The organism is Sphingomonas sp. LT1P40, from assembly GCF_036663835.1.
Classification (GTDB): Bacteria; Pseudomonadota; Alphaproteobacteria; order Sphingomonadales; family Sphingomonadaceae; genus Sphingomonas.
In genome coordinates this window covers 31,578-50,477 of record NZ_JAXOJT010000002.1, presented here as the reverse complement: position 1 = coordinate 50,477, position 18,900 = coordinate 31,578, and the positions used below count along the sequence as shown (strand labels likewise).

General features: G+C 64.1%; 14 protein-coding genes and 1 tRNA gene. 5 read left to right on the top strand and 10 right to left on the bottom strand.

Annotated elements, in window-relative coordinates; all coding sequences use genetic code 11:
• Positions 1–40: 40 nt before the first annotated feature.
• Entirely contained in the window at positions 41–706 is a 666-nt protein-coding gene (locus U1702_RS11655; RefSeq protein ID WP_332724788.1) for a L,D-transpeptidase family protein, read from the bottom strand.
• A 229-nt stretch (positions 707–935) separates the two neighbouring features.
• Here U1702_RS11655 and U1702_RS11650 point away from each other — a divergent pair, with 229 nt between their 5' ends.
• Positions 936–2,738, top strand: a complete 1,803-nt coding sequence (locus U1702_RS11650; RefSeq protein ID WP_332724786.1) for an aminopeptidase P family protein — start codon at positions 936–938, stop codon at positions 2,736–2,738.
• Here U1702_RS11650 and U1702_RS11645 read toward each other — a convergent pair.
• A complete protein-coding gene (locus U1702_RS11645) occupies positions 2,725–2,853 on the bottom strand; it encodes a hypothetical protein (protein WP_332724784.1) in 129 nt (42 codons plus the stop codon). The two genes, U1702_RS11650 and U1702_RS11645, sit on opposite strands and share 14 nt — an antisense overlap.
• A 101-nt stretch (positions 2,854–2,954) precedes the next feature.
• Here U1702_RS11645 and U1702_RS11640 point away from each other — a divergent pair.
• Positions 2,955–3,029 (top strand) — tRNA-Thr (locus tag U1702_RS11640).
• Positions 3,030–3,082: 53 nt separating this feature from the next.
• On the opposite strand, the gene U1702_RS11635 is transcribed toward U1702_RS11640, so the two are convergent.
• From U1702_RS11635 to U1702_RS11605, 7 genes are all read right to left on the bottom strand, one after another.
• A complete protein-coding gene (locus U1702_RS11635) occupies positions 3,083–4,261 on the bottom strand; it encodes a dipeptidase (RefSeq protein ID WP_332724782.1) in 1,179 nt (392 codons plus the stop codon).
• Positions 4,258–5,835, bottom strand: a complete 1,578-nt coding sequence (locus U1702_RS11630) for a serine hydrolase (RefSeq protein WP_332724780.1) — start codon at positions 5,833–5,835, stop codon at positions 4,258–4,260. Before U1702_RS11630 ends, U1702_RS11635 begins: the two co-directional genes overlap by 4 nt.
• Positions 5,832–6,953: a YkvI family membrane protein gene (locus U1702_RS11625; RefSeq protein ID WP_332724779.1), complete on the bottom strand. Its 1,122-nt coding sequence runs from the start codon at positions 6,951–6,953 to the stop codon at positions 5,832–5,834. The genes U1702_RS11630 and U1702_RS11625 overlap by 4 nt, the downstream gene beginning before the upstream one ends.
• Positions 6,950–8,005, bottom strand: a complete 1,056-nt coding sequence (locus tag U1702_RS11620) for an N-acetyltransferase DgcN family protein (protein WP_332724777.1) — start codon at positions 8,003–8,005, stop codon at positions 6,950–6,952. The genes U1702_RS11625 and U1702_RS11620 overlap by 4 nt, the downstream gene beginning before the upstream one ends.
• Before the next feature lie 22 nt (positions 8,006–8,027).
• Entirely contained in the window at positions 8,028–10,244 is a 2,217-nt protein-coding gene (locus U1702_RS11615; RefSeq protein ID WP_332724775.1) for a TonB-dependent receptor, read from the bottom strand.
• Positions 10,245–10,439: 195 nt separating this feature from the next.
• On the bottom strand, positions 10,440–11,444 hold the full coding sequence (locus tag U1702_RS11610) for a dipeptide epimerase (RefSeq protein ID WP_332724773.1): 1,005 nt from the start codon (positions 11,442–11,444) through the stop codon (positions 10,440–10,442).
• Positions 11,444–13,441: a serine hydrolase domain-containing protein gene (locus U1702_RS11605; RefSeq protein WP_332724771.1), complete on the bottom strand. Its 1,998-nt coding sequence runs from the start codon at positions 13,439–13,441 to the stop codon at positions 11,444–11,446. Before U1702_RS11605 ends, U1702_RS11610 begins: the two co-directional genes overlap by 1 nt.
• A 139-nt stretch (positions 13,442–13,580) precedes the next feature.
• On the opposite strand from U1702_RS11605, the gene U1702_RS11600 reads away from it, so the two are divergent.
• Entirely contained in the window at positions 13,581–14,216 is a 636-nt protein-coding gene (locus U1702_RS11600) for a helix-turn-helix domain-containing protein (protein WP_332724769.1), read from the top strand.
• A 4-nt stretch (positions 14,217–14,220) separates the two neighbouring features.
• Here the strand turns inward: U1702_RS11600 and U1702_RS11595 are convergent, their stop codons facing one another.
• Positions 14,221–14,457 (bottom strand): ACT-like domain-containing protein, encoded by a 237-nt coding sequence (locus U1702_RS11595; RefSeq protein WP_332724767.1) that lies wholly within the window; start codon positions 14,455–14,457, stop codon positions 14,221–14,223.
• A gap of 130 nt (positions 14,458–14,587) precedes the next feature.
• Here U1702_RS11595 and U1702_RS11590 point away from each other — a divergent pair, with 130 nt between their 5' ends.
• Together U1702_RS11590 and U1702_RS11585 are read left to right on the top strand one after the other, a co-directional pair.
• Positions 14,588–15,055, top strand: coding sequence for an Lrp/AsnC family transcriptional regulator (locus U1702_RS11590; RefSeq protein ID WP_332724765.1), 468 nt, complete (start codon positions 14,588–14,590; stop codon positions 15,053–15,055).
• Between the two features lie 365 nt (positions 15,056–15,420).
• Positions 15,421–18,786 (top strand): TonB-dependent receptor, encoded by a 3,366-nt coding sequence (locus U1702_RS11585; protein ID WP_332724763.1) that lies wholly within the window; start codon positions 15,421–15,423, stop codon positions 18,784–18,786.
• Positions 18,787–18,900: the final 114 nt, after the last annotated feature.

Below are 18,900 nucleotides of genomic sequence, written 5' to 3'. Positions count from 1 at the left end.
GGGCGATGCTACACCAAAGCAGCCTGCGGAAAAATGCCCGTCAGCCGCCCGAGATCATGCCGCCGACACCCAGCCTTTTGCCGCGCGTGATGATGACGCGGTCGCCCAGCTTTGCCTGTGCGAACAACAATTTGGCGAAGGGCAGCGGCACGCCGATACAGCCATGCGTCGCCGCGCCCAGCTCGACCTCCGACGCATGGATGGCGACGCCGTCGTTGGTCAGGCGCATCATGTACGGCATCGGCGCGCCATACAGGTTCGAGATGTGATGCACCTTTTTCTGCGTGATCGGATAAATTCCGACCGGAGTCGGCTTCTCGTCCGCGCCGAACAGCACCGCCGTGGCGCCGATTTCATAGCCGTCGCGGAACACCGACATCGTCTCGGCCTCCAGATCGACGGTAATAATCAACGGGCCGGGTGTCTTGGCAGTGTCCGCGTCCCAATAATATTCGCCGAAACGGATCGGGCCGGGGATATCGAGGATGCGCTTGACGATCAGCGCTTCGGGGGTAGCCGGTGCGGTAACAGGTGCCGGGGCGGGTGCAGATGGTGCCACCGCCACTGCCGGCGCCGCGACAGTCGGGCGCGGTGCCGTTGGCACGGCGGTGCGCGCGGGTTCGCTGGCGGGGAGCAGGGTGGTCACAGCCACTGCGGCGGCAACGAAGCCGGCCCCGGCCGCCGCCCTGAACATCCACGCACGCATTACAACGACTCCATAACTCAACCTGCCTGATGCGGGGTCGGATGGCGCGTGGCCACCCCCGATTTGGCGACGTTTCAACCCGGCACATGTGGCCCGACCATTAACTTCCGCGCGCGCCCTCTTTGAAAACGGGGGCGAGTGGGCCTAGAGATCGGCTATTCTCCGGGCGTCGCAGTATCCCATATGGGCGGCCAGCCACCCGGCAATGTCGCGTTTGAGGGTTATGAGAATGTCCAGCTATGCCGATCGTCTGACCGCGCTGCGCGCGCAGCTGAAGCGTGACCGCCTCGACGGCTTTGTCGTGCCGCTGACCGATGAGCATATGAGCGAATATGTTGGCGGCTATGCCCAGCGGCTGGGCTGGCTGACCGGGTTTCAGGGTAGCGCCGGGAGCGCGGTGGTGTTGCCGGAGGCGGCGGCGATCTTCACCGACGGGCGCTATACGTTGCAGGTGCGTCAGCAGGTCGATGGTGCGCATTGGGACTATGTGCCGGTGCCGCAGGTCAGCATCGCGGCGTGGCTGGGCGAGCATGCGCCGAATGGCGGGCGGATCGGATACGACCCGTGGCTGCATACGCGCGGCTGGGTCGAGGAAGCGCGCAAGGCGCTGGCCGAGAAGGGCGCGGAGCTGGTCGCGGTGACCGCAAACCCGATCGACGCCGTCTGGGCCGAGCGGCCGCAGCCGTCCGACGCGAAATTGAGCGTGCAGGCCGATACCACGGCAGGCAAGACCAGCGCCGCCAAGCGCGCCGATATCGCCGACTGGCTGGCCGAGCGCAAGGCCGACGCGGTGGTGCTGTCCGCGCTCGATTCGATCGCCTGGGCGTTCAATGTGCGCGGCGATGACGTCAGCCATACGCCGGTCGCGCTGGCCTATGCCATCGTCAACAATGACGGCACCGCCGACCTGTTCGTGGCGCGCGAGAAGGTGGGTGACGATGTCGCGCAGCATCTGGGCAATGCCGTGCGCATCCATGAACGTAGCGCGTTCGCCCCCGCACTGGCGGCATTCGCGGGCAAGCGAGTGGCGGTCGATCCGGAGCGCGCCGTGGCGGCGATCTTCGATGCGCTCGACGCTGGCGGCGCGAAACTCTTGCAGGTGCGCGATCCGGTGGTGCTGGCCAAGGCGATCAAGAACGACGTTGAGATTTCCGGCCACAAGGCAGCCCAGGCCCGCGACGGCGCGGCGCTCGCCCGCTTCCTGAAATGGGCGGAGGCGGAAATGCCCAAGGGCGGCATTACCGAAATGTCCGCCGCCGACCGGCTTCAGGCGTTCCGCGAGGAAACCGGCGTGCTGAAGGATCTGTCGTTCGACACCATCTCTGCAACCGGGCCGAACGGCGCGATCCCGCATTACAAGGTGACCGACGAATCGAGCCTGGCCGTCGAGACCGGCCAGCTGTATCTTGTCGACTCGGGCGGGCAATATGCCGACGGCACCACCGATGTGACCCGTGTGATCCCGGTGGGGGAACCGACGCAGGAAATGCGCGACCGCTTCACCCGCGTGCTGAAGGGGCATATCGCCATTGCCACCGCCGTGTTCCCGGAAGGGACCACGGGTGGCCAGATCGACGCGTTCGCGCGGCGGCCGCTATGGGAGGTCGGCTGCGATTATGGCCACGGCACCGGCCACGGCGTCGGCGCGTATCTGTCGGTACATGAAGGGCCGCAGCGCATCGCCGCGCCCAGCTATCCCGGCGGTGGGCCGTCCGAGCCGCTGTGCGCGGGCATGTTCCTGTCGAACGAGCCGGGTTACTATAAGGCGGGCGAGTTCGGCATCCGTATCGAAAATCTGGTGCTGGTGACCGAACAGGACATTCCGGGCGCGGAATCGCCGATGCTGGGGTTCGAGACGCTGACCTTTTGCCCGATCGAGCGCGGGCTGATCGAACCGGGACTGTTGAGCGAGGAGGAGCGCCGCTGGCTCGACGGCTATCACGCGAAGGTGCTGGAGGTGCTCGGCCCGCAACTGTCGCCGGACGAGCGGGTGTGGCTGGAGGCGAAGTGCCGCCCGATCACCGCTCGATAGGTTTGTCTTCGGCGACCGGCGGCACGGTGGCCGTTTCCCGCGCCTGCGCCTTGCGTTTGCGCAGATTTTCGCGGAGCGCGGCGGCGCGGCGGGCGTTTTTGTCGGCGTCAGTCATGACGATACCGATAAACCCGCCGCCTTCGCCTTGACAATGGGCCGTGCCCGCGCGAAAGGGCCGCTCCCGCGCGGGGCCGGACACGCCGCCCCTGCCCGAGTGCTGCCGTAGCTCAGTGGTAGAGCGCATCCTTGGTAAGGCTGAGGTCGTGAGTTCAATCCTCACCGGCAGCACCATTTTTCGGGCGAGATTGGGGCGCGATGGGCGCCTCAATGACTTCGTTGAGCCCTTAAGCGCCGCGCTGTGCCGCGAGAATCCGCAGCACATTGCCGCTCCAGATCTTCTCGATATCGGCGTCGCTGTAACCCGCCGCCTTCAACCGTGCCGTGACCTTGGGCAATGCGGTGATATCCTCGATCCCGTCGAGGCCGCCGCCGCCGTCCCAGTCCGCGCCGATGCAGATATGATCGACCCCGGCCACATCGATCGCGCGCAACAGCATCGCCATGAATTTCTCGAAATCGGACGCCCACATCTTCTCGCGGGTATCCAGATCGCGCCAGCGACGGGTGAGGTCGCCCTGTTCGGCGGGCGTCATCGTGCCGATCGCCTCGTATTTGCCGAACAGATCGGCGCGTTCGGCCGACAGGTTCATTTCCGACATATAGATGGTGGAAACACACATCGCACCGCCCTTGGCCGCCAGCTTGCGCAGCCGCCCTTCGTCCAGATTGCGTGGGTGGTCGTAAGCCGATTTCAGGCTGGAGTGCGACAGGATGATCGGCGTTTTCGACAGCTCCAGCAGCTGGTCGAACGCGGCGTCCGACGCATGGCTGGCGTCGATCACCATCCCCAGCCGGTTCATCTCCGCGACCCATTTGCGGCCGAGCGCGCTGAGGCCATTCCAGCGCGGCGTGTCGGTCGCGCTGTCGGCGAACTGGTTGTTCTTGCCGTGCACCGGCCCGGCCATCCGCACGCCCTTTGCGCGGAATTCGGCGAGCAGCGACAGGTCCTCGCCCAAGGGGTAGCTGTTCTCGATCGACCTGAATGCGATCAGCTTTCCCTCGCGGTTCAGCCGCCGAGCATCATCAGCAGTGAGCGCAGGCGCGACCAGCTTTGGATAGGTCGCAATCGTGCGGTCGATCAGGTCGGACCGCGCGCGCGCGAACGCCAGCGCATCGGCATAGCCTTTCGCCGTCAGCGGCCCCTGATCGGTATAGATGACGAAGAAGCCGCCATCGAGCGCGCCCGCCCTCATCCGCCCGCCATCGACTTGCGACATATCGCTCGCCAGATCGTGCGCGACGTCGAACCGCCACCCCGCACGCCCGAAATGCAATGGCGTGTCGAGATGCGTGTCGAGCGTGAGCATGCGGCTGTGCAGTGCGGCCGGATCGCTTGCGGTCTGCGAGGTCGTCGCACAGGCCGACAAGACACACGCGCCAAGTAGGGTGGCGACGCGCCTCACTTCGCGGCCTCCGATACCGGCTTTAGGTCGAGATCGTGAAAATCCCAGCTGAAGTCCGCGATCGGGCTGACGGCCTTCATCGTCACCCCGGTCACCTTGCCATCGGCATCGAGCGCGAAGGTGACATAGGCTGGCTCGATCGCCTTGTCGTCATACTCGCTGACGAAGCTGTCATATTGCCAGTGCTTCAGCCGCCCTTTCATGCGCGGGGTCGAGGTGAAGTCGATCGTCAGGCCCGCCGGGGTCGATGCCACGACGATGTCGCCATACCAGGGATCGCGATAACGACCGGCATAGCGCGCCGGGTCGAGCGACGGACCCACCTTGACCGGTGTCGCCTTGGCCTGTGCCACGAACGCCCGGCCGCCTTCCAGCCGTGCCTCGTACCAGCTCTGCCACTTCGTCGGCCAGTCATAGTCCGGCACGTCCAGATAATGGTCGAGCAGCATGTAGTAGAGGCCGAGCAGCAGCCCGCTGTCCTCGGAATTCAGCATGATTGCGAAAGCGATGTTCTTGTCCGGCACCATCACCACGCGGGTGATCGATCCAAACACGCCACCGCTATGCGCGACAATGCGGTGGCCGCGATAATCCTGAACCTGCCAGCCCAGCGCATAGGCCTGATAATTCGGCATGGCTGGCGCGAGCGAGGCGGGCAGGGGGGTGATCGGCATCGTCACCACCGGGTTCCACATTTCCTTCGCCTGCTTCTCGCTGAACAGACGTCTGCCGTCGGGCAGCGCGCCATAGCCCAGCTGGATTTTCAGCCACGCGGCCATGTCGTCCGCGCTCATTGCGATGCCGCCTGCGGGTGCGCCATTGCGGCCCAGTTCGTCGCGCTCGTCGAGCACTTGCTGCGGGCCGAGGCCACGCAAAGCCCCCGACAGGCGGGCGTGCGGCCAGGAGCGGTTAGCGATGCGGAAGCGGTCCTCGCTGTCGCTGGTCGCGTGCTTCATGCCTCCGGCGCGCAGCACGCGGTCGCGCATGAACACCTCCCATGTCTTGCCGGTGACTTCCTCGATCAGCTGTCCCGCGACGGCATAGAGGATATTGTCATAGGCATAGGCGGCGCGGAAACTGGTCTTCGGCTTCAAATGCGCGACGCGCTCGACCGTCTGCTTGCGGGTGAGATAGGTGCGCGGCACGAACATCAAGTCGCCCTGTCCCAGCCCCAGCCCGCTGCGATGGACCAGCAGGTCGCGGACAGTGATCTCACGCGTCACCCAGGCGTCATGCATGCGGAACCACGGCATATGCTTGATGACCGGATCGTCCCACGCGATCTTGCCTTCATCGACGAGGATGGCGAGCGCGGCGGCAGTCATCGCCTTGCCGGTCGATCCGGTCTGGAAAATCGTGGCGCTGTCGACCTTGGCGCTCTCGCCCAGCTTGCGCTCGCCCCAGCCGCGCGACAGCGTGGTTTTGCCATTCTCGACGATGGCGATCGAGATGCCGGTTGCGCCGACCTTTTTGCGTAGCGCCTCGACCTTTGCCGCCAGATCGCCGGGCGGATCGGCCGCCGCCGGAGTCGCAAACGCGAGCAGGCTTAGAGCCAGCAGATGGATCGGCTTCATGGCAGCGATTCCTTGGATTTGGTACGAAACAGTCGCCAGACGCCGATCGTCAGCAACGGCACGAGATAGACCCCCAGAAACATCCAGGCGAGGAAGCGGTAACCGCTGGCAATCAGGTCGATCAGGCCGATCCGCGCGGCGACGAACATGCAGCCGGTCAGGATGCCGACGCCGATCGCTGCGCGTGCGCGGGTGCCCAGCGCTGGGCGTCCACTTGCCTCGACCGCACCCGAAATCCGTTCGTTGACCGCATGCACCGCGCCCGCGCCGCTTTCGAGCAGGGCGGCGAAAATCATGATCTGGAACAGCAGGTGAAATGCGGGGATGCCCATCATCCGCAGCAGGAAATCGGACGGCAATGCCTCCGCCCCGATCTGCGGATAGAAGGCCATCATCGCGACGAAGAACAGGATTGCGGGCAACATCGCCAGCGGGCCGGCGATCAGCCCGGAAACTACCGCATCGCGCTGGCTGGTCAGATGCCGCAGCACCGGCAGGATCACGACCGCGCCGACGATGTTGTAGCTGGCATAGGTCAGCCCGCCTGCGATCCAGTTGCCTGACGGCGGCGGCGCGGCGGCGAACCCTTCGCCGATCAGCCCGCCGAAACTGGCCAGCGCCAGCACCAGAAACAGCGCATAGACGCCATAGAGCAGGAACGAGACCCATTTGAACAGCTGCTCGACCGCGCCGGTGCCGAGCGCAGTGGTGGCGACGATCCCGACCGCCAGCAGCACCGACCCCGCCACTTCGGGCCAGCCGAAGGTCGCCGCCCCGATCGCCCCCGCCGCTGCGCCGAACACGGCGAGGATCAGGATGACGAAGATCAGATACGCAACCTCGAACGCGATCCATGCCGGGCCCAGCAATGCCTGAAAGAAGCTGCGATAGTCATAGGCGTTCAGCGCACGAGCGAGCGCGAAGGTCAGCGCTGCGACGATGCTCCAGATCGCCGTCGCCAGCAGCATGGCGGCAAGCCCGCCCCACGGCCCGGCGGGCACGAAATACTCGGCCAGCTCGCGGCCGGTGGCATAGCCGCCGCCGATGATGACCGCTTTCAGCGCGAAGCCGGGCAGCAGGAAGCGCTGGAACCAGCTCGACCCGCCGCCCGGGCTCATGCGAGGCAGCTGTCGACGAGCGCGTCGAACGCCGCGCCGCCGCGGATCGGATCGGCGACGGGCATCCCCAGCCGCTCGCTCTCCGCTGCCATCAGCGCGGTCGCCGCCGCTTCGCTGTAGCGCGACGTGTTGAAGCTGACCCCGCCGCAACGGATCGCCGGATTGGTCCGCGATCCCAGCCGGATGGTCAGGTCAATGACATCCTCAATGCTGGGCAGGCTGTATCCCTCCAGCCCCAGCACATGCTCGCGCGCCGGATCATGGCATACGACGAACACGTCGGGCTGGCTGCCATGCAACAGGCCGAGCGAAACCGCCGCATAGGCCGGGTGATAGATCGACCCCTGACCCTCGACCAGATCCCAATGGCCGTCCGCCGCATCGGGACTCAGCATTTCCGCCGCCCCCGCCTCGAAATCCGAAATCACCGCGTCCATCGGGATCCCCCCTCCGGCGATCATGATGCCGGTCTGCCCCGTCGCGCGGAAGTCCGCATCGATCTCGCGTGCGACGAATGCCCGGTGCAGCGCCAGCGCGGTGTATTTCTTGCCCAGCGCACAATCGGTGCCGACCGTCAGCAACCGTTTGCCGCTGCGCCTGCGTCCGGTTGCGATGGGAATGTCCGACGGCGGGGTGCGCACGTCGATCAGCCGTTGCCCGGTTCGTGCCGCCGTAGCTGCCAGCTCGGGCACGCTCGCCAGCCGGACGTGCAGCCCGCTGACGATGTCCAGCCCCGCCTCCATCGCCGCGACCAGCGATGCGATCCAGCTTTCGCCGATCACCCCGCCCTGATTGGCGACCCCGATCAGCAGCGACCGCGCGCCCGCAGCCTTTGCTTCGGCGGGCGACAGATGGGGCAGCCCGGTCGTCACCGTACAACCAGCGACCCCCAGTTCCCCCACGCAGCGATCCGCTGCCCAATCCGCCAGCCCGAACGCGGTCTTGGCAAAACCCGCCTCGGTCGTGTCGCCCAGGAACAGCAGATAGGGCTGGGGCAGCATTGTCGCGCCCTCCCCATCGGCGTTCACACGCCGTTGCAACGCAGTGGCCATCTCAATTCTCTCCGGTGCGTCGTCAAAACCCGGCGGTCAGGCTGATGCCAAACGTCCGGGGGCGGATGACGGCCGTTCCGGCGGCACCCAGCGGAATGTTGCTCGGCTCCTCGAACGACGTCTTGCCCTCTGCATCGGTCAGGTTCTTGGCGTAAAGCTCGATCGAATAGCGGCCGAAATCGACGCCGGTACGAAGATCGACGACTTCATAAGCGGGCAGATAACGCTGGCGCCCATTGGCGGTACGGAAAGCCGCGTTGAAGGCGGCGGGCTGTTTCGACAGGCTGCGGATCGATGCCCCGACGAACGCCGTGGTGTCGCCGCCCAGCGACCATTCGTAATCGGCATTGGCACCGATGCTGAATTTGGGCGTGTAAGGCAGACGATCGCCGCTGCGTCCGCCGACCTGCGCCGGCGTGTCGTCCTTCAGCTTGGCGTTGGTATAGGCGCCGTTGAACGACACGTTGAAGCCGCGCGTAGGACGCAACGTGGCGGTGAATTCGACGCCGTCGCTCCTGGCCTTGCCGCCGTTGAAGTTCACGCCAAAGGTCGTGTTGTTGACCGGCACCTGGCCGAACACCTGAATGTCGCTCCAGTCGATATGGAAAGCGGCAATGTCGATCGTGAAGCTGCGGTCGGCAGTTTCGGCCTTCACGCCGATCTCATAGCTGATCAGCGAATCCGAGTCATAGGTTCGCACGCTGGCGGGAGCTCCCGGCGCGAGAATGTTCGGCCCGCCCGGGCGAAACCCCTTGGCCACCCGCGCATAGACGGTCGCGTGGTCGTTGATTTCGAACTGCGGTGCGACCGAGAAGGTGAACACGTTCTCGGACGAGCGAGCCGTCGGCAACACGTTCGGTCCGCCTGCCAAGGCACCGTCCGATCGCTGATCGGCGGACTGGCGGTTGTCGCTATAGCGGCCCCCGACGGTCAGGTTGAACCGGTCGCCAAAATGCACCGTCGCATTGGCGAAGCCGGCAATTTCACGATAGCGCGAATCAACCCGGGCGACGCCCAGCAGCGGCAGGCCAGGGACCGGGGTCAGCGTGCCCGGATTGACCGCATTGAATGTCTGATCGATCAGCCCCTTTTCATGCGTGTAATAGCCGCCGATCAACCATTCAAAGGTGTCGCTTTCGGGCGATTGAAGGCGAACTTCCTGAGTGAACCGCTTCACACCGGTCAATTGGCCCTGAAAGAATTCGTTCGGCGTTCCGAACACCGCTGCGACCAGTGCGGCGAGCGAGGGTGTCAGATCGCCCCGGAACTCCTGCTCCAGCGTGCTGTAGCTGGTCGCCGATATCAGGTTGGCAAAGCCGAGATCGGCATCGATCACACCGCTGTAAACGCGATAGCGAACGTCCGAAAATTCCGGCACGAACCGCGATTGGGTCAGGCCGCCATACAGCGTCGCGCCGGTGAAGGCATTGCTGTCGACGATGTTCGACGCATCCGATTCCTGATTTTGCAGATAGGCGCTGACCTGGACCGAGAGGCTCTCGCTTGGCTTGAACAACAGCGACGCACGTCCGCCAAAGCTCTTCAACGTGTTGATATTCTCCGCGCGGTCCGACCCGCCGGTGCCGATCGAGTCGATGTAGCCGCCGAAGTCACGATAAAAGCCGGTTGCACGGAAGGCCAGGACATCGCCCAGCGGCACGTTGACGACCGCACTGCCCAGATAGGATTCGTCACCGCCGCGCGTCGTTTCGACATTGCCGCGTGCGCGCGCCTCGAACGCACCCAGCTCCGGTTTGCGCGTCACATATTTCAGCACGCCGCCCATCGCGCTGGCGCCATAGATGCTGCCTTGCGGTCCGCGCAGGACTTCGATCCGTTCAACGTCGAACGTGTCGAAATCGCCGGCCAGGATCGCGCCATTGGCGATACCGCTGCTCGACCCGAAGATCGTTTCATCCTGATAAACCGCCACGGTCGATGCGACTCCGCCGGTGTTGATGCCGCGTAGCACCAGCCGCCCGAAACCGGGTGTCGCCTGAGTCAGCTGCAAGCCGGGAACGAGTTTCAGGAAATCGGCGAAGTTGGTCGCCTGAACTTTCTCAAGCGCTTCCTGCGACACGACGCTCACCGATTGCGGCACGTCGATCAGCGCCTGTTCGCGCTTCTGCGCGGTCACGACGACCTCGGCGATATCCTGCGCGTCGCTGTCCTGCGCCAGCGCGGGCAGGGCGGCGCCCATTGCGATCGTGCTGCCGGCAATCCAAAGAACTCGCTTCATCATTGTCGTTCCCCCATTTCGGTAACTGCAACCGATCTGTCGTCGGCCAGATGTCATGCGTCCCCGATCGCCCCGCACTTGCCATGCGGGACGTCGCCGGGAACGATTCCCACGCTCAACTTCACGATATTTCAATTACGAGACTATTGTCCTGATTGGAGAATTGTCAACCCTATCAGGCTATCTATTTTTCGCTTAACCGCCCCAAATCGCATCGGGACAATGGATCATCCCTTCACGATAGCTGACACCCGGCTCCCGATCGCGCGCCAGAAAGGTCGGCCCGTCCAGATCGACGACGTCGCACGCCTGCCCCAGCAGATAGGCGGGGGCCATCGACAGGCTGCTGCCCATCATGTTGCCGACCATCACCTTCAGCCCCAGCAGTTTCGCCTGGGCGGCGATCGCCAGTCCCTCGGTCAGGCCGCCGCATTTATCCAGCTTGATGTTGACCACGTCGAACCGTCCGACCAGCGCGGCGGTATCGGCGAACGACACCGCGCTCTCGTCGGCGGCAAAGGGCAGGGGTCGCTTCAACCCGTCCAGATCGCCCTCACACCCCCGTGCCAGCGGCTGTTCGAGCAGCGCGATCTCATTCTCCACCAGCACGGGTAACAGGTCGCGCAGTGATGCGATCGAATAGCCCTGATTGGCATCTACCCCGATCCACGCCTTGGGTCGCGCCGCGCGCACCGCCGTGACCCGCGCCATATCGTCCACAATATCACCGGTGAGCTTCAGCTTTACCGGTGCCTGAGGGTCGATTGCCAGCGCCGCCGCCGCCATCACCTCGGGCGTATCCGCCCCGATCGTCAGCGTCGAGCGCAACGGTCGCGGCTCGTCCAGTCCGGCCAATGCCCATACCGGCTTGCCCGCCCGTCGCGCTTCTAGTTCCCAGAACGCACAGTCGAGCGCGTTGCGCGCCCCCCCCGGCGGCAACAGCGATTGCAGCTCGGCCCGCGTCGCACCGCCCTCGATCGCGCCGCGCACGCTTTCCGCCTGGGCCAGCATATGATCGGCATCGTCGCCCAGATAATAGACGCCCGCCCCCTCGCCGCGCCCGCGATGTTCGCCGTCCGAAAGCTCGGCGACCAGCACGACGGTCTCGGTAAAGACATGGCCGGAGATGCGGAAGGGTTGATGGTAGGGGAAGCGCTCAAGCGTCAGCCTGAGCGCCACCCCCGTCGTCGCGGTCGCCATCAATAGACCATCCCGAAGCCATAGAGATTGGCCTTCAATACCACCCACAGCACGACCAGCCCGGCGAGCAACAGCAACGCCGCCCCCAGCTTCGCAGTCCAGCGACGCTTTTCCTTCCAGCTGAGCCAGAGCAGCCAGCCCGCCGATGCTACCAGCCCGATCGCGGTGAGCGGCGAGAGGATGCGCAGCAGGTGGATCAGCCAGTCGAGCGGGCCGCCGATCGCACCGATATCGGCGGAGAAGGCCGCGATCAGCCCCATCCACCCGGCCACCGCCGCGAGCACGCCCCAGGCAAAGCCGCGCGACAGGCGATAGGCAAGCCGCGAACGACCCTCCAGTGCTAGCTTCGTACCATAGCTGCGACGCACCAGCGCCCGCACCGGCCAAGCCAGCGCCGCCAGCAGGATCAACCCGAGCGACAGCAGCAATGCGGGCACCAGCCATGCGGCGTTGATCCCCGCCGGAACCGGCTGAAACACCATGAATGGCGAAGCCGGATCGACGCTCATCCGCACGACCTTGCCGTCGCGTACTTCGGCGGCAATGCGCTCGCCGCTATTGGCATCACGCCACACGAATGGCGCAACCTCGACCCAGTCGCGTGCACCCGCACTCAGGCCATCCAGTGCGGGGAAGGCGATCTTGCCGTCCTCGTTCACGGTGACGGTCGCCTGTCCGATTAGGCCGAGCAGGCTGAGGAAGTTGGTGAACGAGCCCCGGCTGCTGCCATAATGGCCTGCCAGCATCGCGGCGTGCTGCTTCGCGGTCGCATCGTCGACCTTTCCGACCTTCGTTTCGCCCGGCAGATAGCGGTCGGCGAATTTGTGGAACAGCGCGCTGCGGATCGCACCCGGTGCCCCCGCCTCGCCATCGCTGTTCATCGAGATGTACAGGCCGATATCGGCGTCCGGGAACAGCCACAGATAGGAGTGGAACAGCGTGGTATCGCCGCCATGCGCGATCGCGCGGCGGCCGTTGACGTCCAACTCATAGAAGCCCAGCGCCATGGTGTTGAGCGGTCCGATGCCCGGCGCACGGAAATCGTGCATCGCCTTTGCGGTTGCGGGCTTCAGCAACGCGCCGCCGTCGTTCAGATGCGCCATCATGAAGCGCCCCATGTCCGCGCCGGTTGCCGACAGGCTGCCTGCGGGTGCGGGGATAACGATCTCGAACGGCTTCGGCTTTTCCGAAACCGTCGGATAGCCAAGCGACATCATCGGCGCGAGCTTCGCGGGGAGCGGCTGGCGGAAGGTCGATCGCGTCATGCCGATCGGTGCCATAACGCGCTGTTCGATATAATCGTCGAAATTCATGCCCGACACGCGCTCGACGATGTAACCCGCCAGTGCGGTTGCGTAATTCGAGTAAGCCGGGGTCGTGCCGGGTGCGAACACCCGCTTCGGCAATGCCAGCGGCATCTGTTGCTTCAGTGGCATGACCTTCGCCGGGTCGCTGCTGATGAGATAGCGCACCGATTCCTCGAACCCGGCGGTGTGCGTCATGATGTTGCGCAACGTGATCGGTTTGCCGTCGAACGGCGGAATCTTGAAATCGAGATAGGCGTTGACGTCCTTGTCCAGATCGAGCTTGCCCGCCTCGACCTGCTGCATCACTGCGGTCCAGGTCAGCAGCTTCGACACCGAGCCCGGCCGGAACAGCGTGGCGTCCGTCGACACCGGCTTGCGCGCCGCGACATCGGCATAGCCATAGCCCTTTTCCAGCACTGCGCCGTTGCCGCGCACGACCACGACCACGGCACCCGCGACGCGGCCCTTTTCCAGCGCATAGGGCATGAAGCCGTCGAGCCATGCCTCGACATCCTTCGCGTCCAGCGGCACGGCAGCACCCCCGGCTGGCTGTGGCGCGGCCGGGACAGCGGGCGCGTCGGCTTTCTTCGCGGCAGGCAGCGGCGCCGGTCCCTGTGCCGCCAGATGCCCCGCCAGCGGAAGTGTCAGCAGCGCCATCATTACGATCATCAGCTTGCGAATCGAACGCATCGCTTTCCCCCTTTTTGCCTTCCCCACGCGACAAGGTTGCAGCCTGTCGCCGGAGGGCTTAGCATTAGGCCAGTAGTTAGCCCGATGGGGACATAATGATCCTGATTGGAAAATTGTCAAACGCGGAGTGTGATATCTGATGGCGGATCGTGCGGCACCGCCGACATTGGGTACCGTGATGCGCGGGATTCGGGCGCGCCATGGCTGGACACTCAAGGAAATGAGCGCGAAATCGGGGATACCCGTGTCGACCCTGTCGAAGGTCGAGCATGACCGGCTGACGCTCAGCTACGACAAGCTGCAACAGCTCAGCCAGCGGCTCAACATCCGCATGTCCGATCTTTTCGCCGAAGGGTCGGACGACAGCGTTCCCCGCGTTACGGGTCGCCGCAGCCTGGGCACGATGGACCAGGCCGTTCGCGTCACCACCGACAATTACGACTATAATTATCTATGCACCGATCTGCGCCGCAAACGCATGATCCCGCTCATCACCCGCATTCGCGCGCACAGCGCCCGCGAGTTCGGGGACCTCGTCCGCCATCAGGGGGAAGAGTTCATCTATGTGATCGAGGGGCGGATCGAGGTTCACACCGAGTTCTATGACCCCGTCACGCTCGGGCCGGGCGAAACCATCTATATCGATTCGTCGATGGGCCATGCCTATGTCGTCGCCGAGGGATGTGACGAGGCGCTGGTGCTGGGCGTGTGTTCGAGCGCGGACGAAGGCCTGATGGACTCGCTGATGAGTTTGCATGGCGAGGCCGCTGCCTGACAGGTTACGCCGCCGACTCGTCTAGTCTCTCGACGGCGCTCACCAGCACCATCGACCGGAGCTTGTCGACGATGCGTTCGGCCAGCGCCATCGCAACCGGGATCGTATCGAGCAGCATCCGGCATCCGCCGTCGTCACGCTCGATCAGCGCACGCTCGACCACAACCCCCTGTTGCGCCAGCAGGTTGAGCACGCGCAGCGCGAGTTCAGGCGATTCCGCTCCGGTAATCGAAAGGCGCATGGTCGGTCACAATCCTGGCTGAATGCGCGTCACCTATGCCTTGAAGTTCGCGGTGATTGTCACCTGACATGTGCGGAAAGTGGTCATAAGTCGGTCAGTCTGTCCGCAACGTAAATATTATGAGGTCATAATGATCGAACTCGACCGATATGAGCGCCGGATCATCCGCGAGCTTCAGCGCAATGCGGATCAGACCACGGCCGAGATCGCGGCCAAGGTCGGCCTCTCCGCCTCGCCCTGCTGGCGGCGGATCGACCGGCTGGAGCGCGAAGGCGTCATCCGCGCGCGCATCGCGGTGATCGACCGCCGCAAGATCGGCCTCAACGCGCATATCTTCGCGCAGATACGCCTCAACGCGCATGGCCGATCCAACCTGGACGAATTCAGCTCGGCGATCCGATCCTTTCCCGAAGTGCTCGACGCCTATGTCCTGATGGGCCAGACCGATTTCATGCTCCGCATCGTCGCCACCGACATCGATGCCTATGAGCGCTTCTTCTTCGAGAAGCTCAGCAAATTGCCGGGAATTCAGGAAATCAACTCGACGGTCGCGCTGTCCGAGATCAAATCGACCCATGAATTGCCGCTGGGCGATTAAGAGCCGCCGCGACGATGCCTCACCTGATCGACGCGCTATCGTGCGGTCGCGTTACGCCGATCCATGCCGATAGTTGCATGAACGCCACAGGTGCAAACCGCCACTAGTTTGCATTAATTTGCATTGTATCTGGATTGACCTTCATACACCCCGCGATTTAGATATGCGCAACTGGCAGCACGAGGCTCGACAAGGAGTCCGGATTACCGGCTGAAAAGGGGAGGAGCGAGGCAGTTTTTGCACCGATGACGGCAGGCACCGAATTCCGCCGATCGTGCAAGCGCAACCAAGTTCCGAGACTCTGCACGACAAGCCCCGTCAAAAGGGGCGCGCCACAGGCGAAGCAAAAATTTGGGGAGGTTTCCATGACTGATCGCATCTTCATCCGGTCCCGGCGTGCCGCTTGGCGCTATGGCGTGTCCGTCGCGGTGCTGAGCGGGGCGCTGGCTGCAACGGCGGCACAGGCGCAGGACACCACCGGCGCGGGTGACGCTGCGGTGGCTGAGGAAGCGGCGGCCGACGATGTCATCGTCACCGGTTCGCGTCAGGCGCTGGAAACTTCGCAGAACATCAAGCGTAACGCTGACACCGTTGTCGACACGATCACCGCGACCGATATCGGCGCTTTCCCCGACAAGTCGGTGGCGGAGGCGCTGCAACGCGTGCCGGGCATCACCGTCCAGCGTTTCGCCGCGAGCGACGACACCTCGCACTTCTCCGCCGACCCCTCGGGCGTGCTGATCCGGGGTCTGACTCAGGTCCGCTCCGAGTTTAACGGACGCGACACGTTCAGCGCCAACTCGTCGCGCGGCCTCAGCTGGGCGGATATCTCGCCCGAACTGATGGCTGGCGTCGACAGCTACAAGAACCAGACCGCCGAACTGATCGAGGGCGGTCTCGCCGGCACGATCAACCTGCGCACGCGCGTGCCGTTCGATCAAAAGGGGCTGCTGGTCCAGGCCAGCGCCAACGCCAATTACGGCGACCTTTCCGAGAAATGGACGCCCGATGTGTCCGCGCTGGTCAGCAATCGCTGGGAGACCGGTATCGGCGAGATCGGGCTGCTCGGCAACGTCGCCTATTCCGACATCCAGAGCCGTACCCAGGGCATCGCCTATGGGCGCACCGCCGTGTTCCGCGATGTCTATGGGCCGGGGATGCAATATATCCCGTCGAGCGTAGGCTTTCGCGACACCATCTACGACCGCACGCGCCTCGGCATTTCCGCTGCTGCGCAATATGAGAGCATCGGCGGCGATTTCCTGCTGACCGCGCAGTATAACCGTTCCGACTATGAGGAAACATGGCGCGAGCGCGGCGTCATTAGCTATCTCACCGACTTGTTCGCCTTTCCCGCGAATTTCGTGTTCACCAACGGCGGCGCCTTTTCGCCGCGCATCCCGCGTGCCGCGCCGGGCACGTCCGCCTTCACCTTTGACGAGGACGGCAATTTCGAGACCGGCGTGCTGGTCAATCAACAGACCGATTTCTCGTGGTGGGGCGCCAGCGATGCCGAGGCCGGGCAGATCGCGCTCAACAGCCAGGGCGTCAACATGCTGCATCCCTGCTATAGCTGGGGCCCCGGTGCGCCGGGTTCGTGCGGTGCGGATGCGCGCGGCCCCGATCTCAACGCCGTCACCCGCTATAACGAAACCAACCGTCTGACGCAGGATTTCGGCCTCAACGCCAAGATCAAGCTGACCGACCGGCTGCAGGTCAATCTCGACGCGCAATATGTCGAGGCGAGCCTCGACAATTACGATGTCGAGGTCGGGCAGTATTCGTTCGCCAATGTCGGCTTTAACGGCAGCGGCGACCTCCCGCGCATGACCTTCCTTCCGCCCACCAACATCAACCAGTCGCCCGGTGGCCTGACCAATCCCAACAATTATCGCTACAATCACGCGATGGATCATGTCGAGCAAAGCCGGGGGACCGAATGGGCCTTCCGCGCCGATGCAGCATGGGATCTCGACGGCGAATGGCTCGACTCGCTCAAATTCGGCGCGCGCTATGCCGTGCGCGAGCAGGAGGTGCGCTACAGCAACTTCAACTGGGGCAACATCGTCAACAACTGGAATCTGGGCAGCGGCCAGTCCGCTTACTGGAACATCGACAAAACCACCCCGAACGGCGCGTTTCGCGGCTATCCCGGCACCTATGAGGCCGTGAATTTCGGCAGCTCCTTCTTTGGCGTCAATCAGCCGTTCGTGTTCTTCGACATGAACGCGCTCGAAAATCGTGGCGTCAACGCGCTGGGCTTCGACAAGCTTGGCGTCGGACAGGATCAGTGGATGCCGACCTGTTCCGGCGGCGGCAACAGCGGGGGCAGCCCCCGCCGTGGCGAAACGCAGGGCTGCTTCCGACCCGACGAGATCAACCTGGTCGAGGAGGAAACCACCGCCGCCTATGTCATGCTGAAGTTCGGCGGCCGCGATGCGCAGGTCGGCGGGATCGGAGTCTCCGGCAATATCGGCATGCGCTATGTGCGAACGGTCGATCGGGTATCGGGCTCCACCGTTTTCCCGAACGCGCTGACCCCCGCGACCAACAGCTGTCAGCGCAACGTGCCGGGTGCCGGGCAGCCGGCCGCGCCGATTCCCTATACGCTGGGCTGTTATCTGTTCGGCAACGCCGCGTTGCGCGCCAGTACGCCGCCGCCTGCTGGCTTCACCGATATCGTGCTGACTGGCAGTCCGAACACGGTCGCCTTCAACAATGGCGGCGCCACGCCTGGTGCATCCGAAACAGTGCATCACAACTGGCTGCCCAGCCTCAATTTGCGGCTCGATCTCGATGACAAAACGCTGCTGCGCTTCGCAGCGTCGCGGGCGCTGTCGCGGCCGGACATGGGGCTGCTCAAAAACTACACGACGATTCAGTCGCAGCTGCCCGGTGCCGATCCCAATGATCCGCGCTATATCAAGAACGGGGCGGGCCAGATCACCGGTGTCAATGCCAGCTATACCGCGAGCGGTTACAACCCGACGCTGAAGCCGATGACCGCGACGATGTTCGACCTCAGCCTCGAACATTATTTCGCGCCGGTGGGTTCGATCACGGTCGCAGGCTTCTACAAGAAGTTTCAGAACTACATTCAATACGGCTCGCGCTTCGTCGATTTCAACAACAATGGCGTGACCAACTCGGTCGAGGTGCGCACGCCGATCAACGGCGATGGTGGCAAGGTTTATGGCGTCGAGGCGGCGTTCCAGACCTTCTTCGACTTCCTGCCCGGCCCGCTCAGTGGCCTCGGCGTTCAGGCCAACGTCACCTATGTGAAGAATGACGGGATCACCAATTCAGGCCTGAAGAACCAGAGCGGCACCGAAGGCGGCGGTCAGGCGCAGCCAGGGTCGGCCGGCACCGTGCTCACCGTCAACTCGCTCGAGGGGCTGTCGGACTGGTCGTATAATCTGGTCGGCATGTACGAAAAGTCGGGGCTGGCGGTTCGCGTCGCCTATAACTGGCGGTCGAAATTCCTGATGACCGCCGTCGATTGCTGCACCTACTTGCCAATGTGGCAGAAATCGGCCGGCTTCCTCGATGCCTCGATCCGCTATGCGGTCACGCCCAATATCGAGCTGAGCGTGCAGGGCACCAATTTGCTCAACACGATCACCAAGCTCGATCAGCAGGTGTCGAGCGCGGAGGATGGCAGCGTCCTTCGGCCGGCGGGGTGGTTCCGCAACGACCGGCGCTTCATCGGCGGCGTCCGCGTCAAATTCTGATTATTGGTGTCCTCCTGGGAGCGCCCCTGTCGGGCGCTCCCTTTTCCTTTGGCGAACGGTGTCGTCGCGCTAGGTTCGACGTGGATCAGCGGAGGGGGAAGTCAGCGCAATGAG